Genomic DNA, 4,702 nt, shown 5'->3' on the forward strand with positions numbered 1-4,702 from the left:
TCATGATGATGATGGTGTTCATGTTCATGGTCATGCTCATGATGATGATGGTGTTCATGTTCGTGGTCATGCTCATGATGATGGTGCTCATGTTCCTCTTCCATGAGTTTTAATACGAAATCATTTTCCTTCTCCATGGCATTTAAAATTTTTACACCATTAATATCATCCCACGGTGTTGTCACGATCGTTGCTTTATCATTATGCTCCTTGATCATAGCAATACACTGAGCCAGTTTTTCTTCATTCATCTTCTGTGTACGGCTTAAAATGATCGTCCGTGCATACTCGATCTGATTATTAAAGAATTCACCGAAATTCTTCATATACATCTTGCATTTCTGACCATCAACTACAGCTGTATAGCTGTTCAGTGTAATATCCACTTTTTCAGCCACACCTTCAACAGCCCGGATAACGTCGGAAAGTTTTCCAACCCCTGACGGCTCAATGATGACCCGGTCCGGATGATAGTCGTTGATCACCTTTTCAAGTGCTGTTCCGAAATCACCTACGAGAGAACAACAAATACATCCCGAGTTCATCTCTGTAATCTCCACACCGGCTTCCTTAAGGAATCCACCGTCGATACCGATTTCACCAAATTCATTTTCAATAAGAACAACTTTTTCTGACTGAAATGCTTCAGATAACAGTTTTTTAATCAAAGTTGTCTTTCCGGCTCCCAAAAATCCGGAAATAATATCAATTTTAGTCACGAATGTCACTACCTTTCAATTCTACAAACTCTATGAATAAAATGTATGAATAAAATTATAATTTCTTAGTCTATCACATTCACCAAAAAACTGCAAGTTCTTTTAGAACCAGTCTTTCACCTCAAGGAAGGCCTCATAACATTTTTCAGCTTCATAAATATCCGATTTACTTGTAATTTCCCAAGGTGCATGCATGTTGAGCACAGCCACACCGCAATCGATCACATCCATATCATAGGCCGCAGGAATATAAGCGATCGTACCGCCGCCCCCTTCATCTACCTGTCCAAGTTCGGCAAACTGATAAGTCACTTTCTTTTCATCAAGAATCCGTCGGATACGCGCAATATACTCTGCCCCCGCATCATTACTTCCGGATTTTCCCCGAGCACCCGTATATTTATTAAATACGACGCCATGTCCGAAATATGCGGTGTTTTTCTTTTCAAATACCGAAGCATACAGCGGATCATAAGCCGCACTCACATCAGAAGAAAGCATTTTAGAACGGGCCAGTGTGCGCCGGAGTGTAATGTCGTCAAATTTTCTCATAGACTGGAGAATTTCGGCAACTGTATTTTCAAAAAATCTGGAGCCCATACTGGAGGCACCCACGCTTCCGATTTCTTCTTTATCAACAAGGATGCAGGCTGTTGTACGTGCCACCTGATCAACCGCAAGCATAGCCATTAAAGAAGTGTAAGCACATACTCTGTCATCCTGACCGTAAGCCATGATCATACTCCGGTCAAGTCCGTAATCTCTTGATTTTCCTGCAGGCACAACCTCGATTTCTGCAGACAGGAAATCATCCTCTTCAATATCATATTTCTCTTTTAAAATATTTAATATACCGGCTTTGACTTTTTCCTTCTCTTCACATTCCTTTAACGGTCTGCTGCCGATCAGAACATCCAGCTTTTCGCCTTCAACGACGACAGAGGCCTTTTTTTCCATCTGTTTCGCAGATAAATGAACCAGAAGGTCTGTAATGCCCACAACCGGATCCTCCTCATTTTCACCGATGACAATGGCTACATGACTGCCGTCTTTTTTTACAACGGTTCCGTGAAGTGCCATAGGCAGCGCAACCCACTGGTATTTTTTAATACCGCCATAATAATGGGTATCCAGATAAGCCAGCTCTGTATCCTCGTAAAGCGGATTCATTTTCACATCCAGACGCGGAGAATCAATATGGGCTCCTAAAATATTCATGCCCTCTTCCATCGGAAATAATCCGATGTTCACAAACATGACGGCTTTTCCCTTTGTCTGAGCGTAAACTTTATCTCCGGCACGAAGAATATAACCGGTGCTGATAACCTCTTCCAGAGATTTGTAACCATACTGTCTGGCTGCAGCAATCATCTCACGAACACATTCCCGCTCTGTCTTCCCGTTATCCAGAAAATATTTATACCCCTGGACAAGAGCATCCATCATCTCCATGTCTTCATCTGTATATGTATTCCATGCATTTTCCTTCATTTGTATTTTCCTCCTAAGATAAAAATGACAATTCTTTTTCAATACTCTGAATATCCGACATAATCATCTGCTGACGTTCACCCAGCAATAATCCCTGATTATACTGATAATATTTATCACAGCCGTTCTCACCGATAAACCAGAGTGCATAATGGCTGGCGTTGAGTTCTGTGATGAAAACGACCATCTCCTGACTTTCGCCAAAAGCACTCTCAACAAAATCAAAAGCATGATCAAAATACTGCTTCCACTGTTCAAGCAAGGTCTGACGCATAGCGACTGCCTCATTAAAACGGTCTTTTACGCCGTCAAAATCCGCACCGCCGCCAACGGCTTTTACATATTCCTCCAGCGTCTGCATCAGACGAAGGCAGATACGCATCTCTGTTTTTTCCATCGCCTTGCCCTGATTGCTCTTTTCCCATTTTTCTCTTTCCATATCGAGTGCTTCAGAGAGTCCTTCGGAAAGATCCGGGAGGAATTTGACATATTTTAACACAGCAAAAAGTTTTTCCACATAGCCATCGATTTCAAAGCATTCTCTGGCACCGTCACTTAAAGAGCTGACAAGAAGACCGAGAACACTTAATTTCTCATCAAAAGGCGCGGACGCCATACGCTCTGTGGCCCCATCTTTGACCTGACCTTTAAGGATATCCTCCACATTGTAATCCATCGCATATTTGCGATACAAATCAAGATAAGCCGCAAATTCCTTGGCAATCTTTGGATGCTGCAAATACTGGGCGATGACCCCCTCGGTCACAGGAATATCCAGTTTCTCATAGGTTTTGATCATCTGAGAAAGATCTTCCCATCCACGGGCTGTCACAAAACGTTTGCCTTCCACCGTTGTCTCAACTGTATAAAAATTCTCTTTCTTAACATCCAGATAGGAAATGATACTTCCATGAATGCCAGCTTTATAGGCATATTCTTTCCATACCGGAAGATTTTCAATAACATCAATGCGTTTGACACGGTCCAGAGTTACAATATCAAATTCTTTAACAGATTTATTATATTCTGGTGGGTTTCCGGCAGCTACAATAATCCATCCTTCCGGCACTTTATGATTACCGAAAGTCTTTCCCTGCAAAAACTGAAGCATGGTCGGAGCCAGTGTTTCCGATACACAGTTAATTTCATCGATAAATAATATGCCTTCTTTCAGGCCGGTCCGCTCCATCTGATCATAGACCGAACCAATGATCTCACTCATTGTATATTCGGTCACAGCATATTCCTGTCCGCCAAAATCCCGGTGTTCTATAATCGGAAGGCCGATGGCGGACTGACGGGTATGATGGGTGATTGTGTAGGCCACAAGGCCAATGCCGCACTCTCTTGCGATCTGTTCCATAATAGCCGTCTTTCCGATTCCCGGAGGTCCGATTAAAAGGACCGGACGCTGATGAGTCACACCAATCTCATAATTTCCAAATTCATCCTTTGCCGTATAGGCTTTGACAGTGTGAATAATTTCTTCTTTTGCTTCTTTAATGTTCATTATTTTCACTCCATGTTAAGATATCGTCAGGTTCCAGGATCACTTTCATCGCCCATGGCGGAACCTTGATATCAATATAATCTTCTTTAACAAAAATAAAGGCTGTCTCAAAAGGCGGCTTCTTTGCCGGAAATTCGCCGTAACCGTCGGTAAAATAAAGGACGCCCTTTAAATTACGAAACTCGCCTTCCCGCACAAGCTTCTCCACATAGGAAAGACCGGCTTTAAAATTTGTTCCGCCTCTTCCCCGGACAACGAGATGCTGCATGCATTCTGCCAGTTTTTCCTTTGAATCGATCTTCATATCCATCTGGACTTTCGCATCACATTGGATAATGTGCAGATTCATTGTCTTAAAAAAGCTGTCCGAGCTGTGAAGTATCTGAAATGTCTCATGAAAAAACCGTTTCAGTATTTCATCTCCGCAGGATTCGGACGTATCAACAATGATCGCCATATCCTGTATTTTTTCAGATTCCTTATATTCTAACGGCTCTACCAGCGGTATATTACCATAGGTGTTGAGACCATAGGTATAAAAAATATAATCAAAGCTGTCCATATCCAGCTTTATTTCCTCATTGACCACCATAAATTTTCTCAAAAATTTCCGATAATCATAAGATTCATGAAGGCTGATCTCCATCTGCAGCAACAGGTCTCCCGCCTTATCTCCCATACTTTTTGAAAAAGTAGCCAGATTCGTCTTGATCTTTTCACTGATATCCTTCCATTTCTGATCCTTTTCCTGCTGCTTCGGCGGATTTTCTTTTTCATCCTCCTGCCCGTTCCAGAAAGTATGATCATCCATCGTAAAAATCTTCTCTGCCGCCATAATTTCCCGCGGAGACAAAGAATGATTCATAAACCATCGATAAATGGACTGGGCATTTAAAACCTTTGTATCTTTTCCGATCCGATAATACCAGGCTTCCCTCTCGTCACTGATGACCCGCTTGACGCACACCGCATCAAAATGATC

4 protein-coding genes are annotated in these 4,702 nt (G+C 42.2%); all 4 read right to left on the minus strand.

What is annotated here, in order from left to right:
• Window positions 1-719, minus strand: a 719-nt coding sequence (locus tag QZZ35_RS09210; RefSeq protein WP_291237129.1) for a GTP-binding protein, incomplete at its 3' end; no start/stop codon positions are given.
• 102 nt (window positions 720-821) lie between these two features.
• Window positions 822-2,210, minus strand: coding sequence for an aminopeptidase (locus QZZ35_RS09215; RefSeq protein WP_291237130.1), 1,389 nt, complete (start codon window positions 2,208-2,210; stop codon window positions 822-824).
• Between the two features lie 13 nt (window positions 2,211-2,223).
• Window positions 2,224-3,720 (minus strand): ATP-binding protein, encoded by a 1,497-nt coding sequence (locus QZZ35_RS09220; protein WP_291237131.1) that lies wholly within the window; start codon window positions 3,718-3,720, stop codon window positions 2,224-2,226.
• Window positions 3,710-4,702, minus strand: a 993-nt coding sequence (locus QZZ35_RS09225; protein WP_291237132.1) for a vWA domain-containing protein, incomplete at its 5' end; no start/stop codon positions are given. The genes QZZ35_RS09220 and QZZ35_RS09225, both read right to left, overlap by 11 nt.

It is taken from the genome of Frisingicoccus sp. (genome assembly GCA_016298055.1).
Classification (GTDB): Bacteria; Bacillota; Clostridia; order Lachnospirales; family Lachnospiraceae; genus Frisingicoccus.

Excerpts from the sequence above, each read along its gene's own strand:
- QZZ35_RS09215 (WP_291237130.1), bottom strand. The coding sequence starts at position 2,210 with ATGAAGGAAAATGCATGGAATACATATACAGATGAAGACATGGAGATG.
- QZZ35_RS09220 (WP_291237131.1), bottom strand. The coding sequence starts at position 3,720 with ATGAACATTAAAGAAGCAAAAGAAGAAATTATTCACACTGTCAAAGCC.